The organism is Methylobacterium nigriterrae (assembly GCF_037106235.1).
Classification (GTDB): domain Bacteria; phylum Pseudomonadota; class Alphaproteobacteria; order Rhizobiales; family Beijerinckiaceae; genus Methylobacterium; species Methylobacterium nigriterrae.
Window position 1 is genome coordinate 1 of sequence record NZ_JBAWTG010000962.1, and the last position, 263, is coordinate 263.

The following is a 263-nucleotide window of genomic DNA, read 5'->3' on the forward strand; positions in this document are numbered from 1 at the left end:
GCAGGCCAAGTACGACGCGCGCAACCCGGCCGCGCTGCGCCGGCTGGTCGGCACGGGCGCGCAGCTGCGCCCCGTCTCGAACGAGATCATGGAGGCCGCGCTCAAGGCCGCCAACGAGGTCTACGCGGAGATCTCGGCCAAGAACCCGGACTTCAAGGCCGGGTACGACCGTCTGCGCGCGTTCCGCGGCGAGGAGTACCTCTGGTTCCAGGTGGCCGAGTATTCCTACGATTCCTTCATGATCCGCAACCGCACCAAGGGCT

General features: G+C 67.7%; 1 pseudogene. It reads left to right on the top strand.

Going from position 1 to position 263, the window contains the following annotated elements:
• Positions 1-263: pseudogene (locus WDW90_RS39870) on the top strand (ABC transporter substrate-binding protein); the annotation flags it as partial.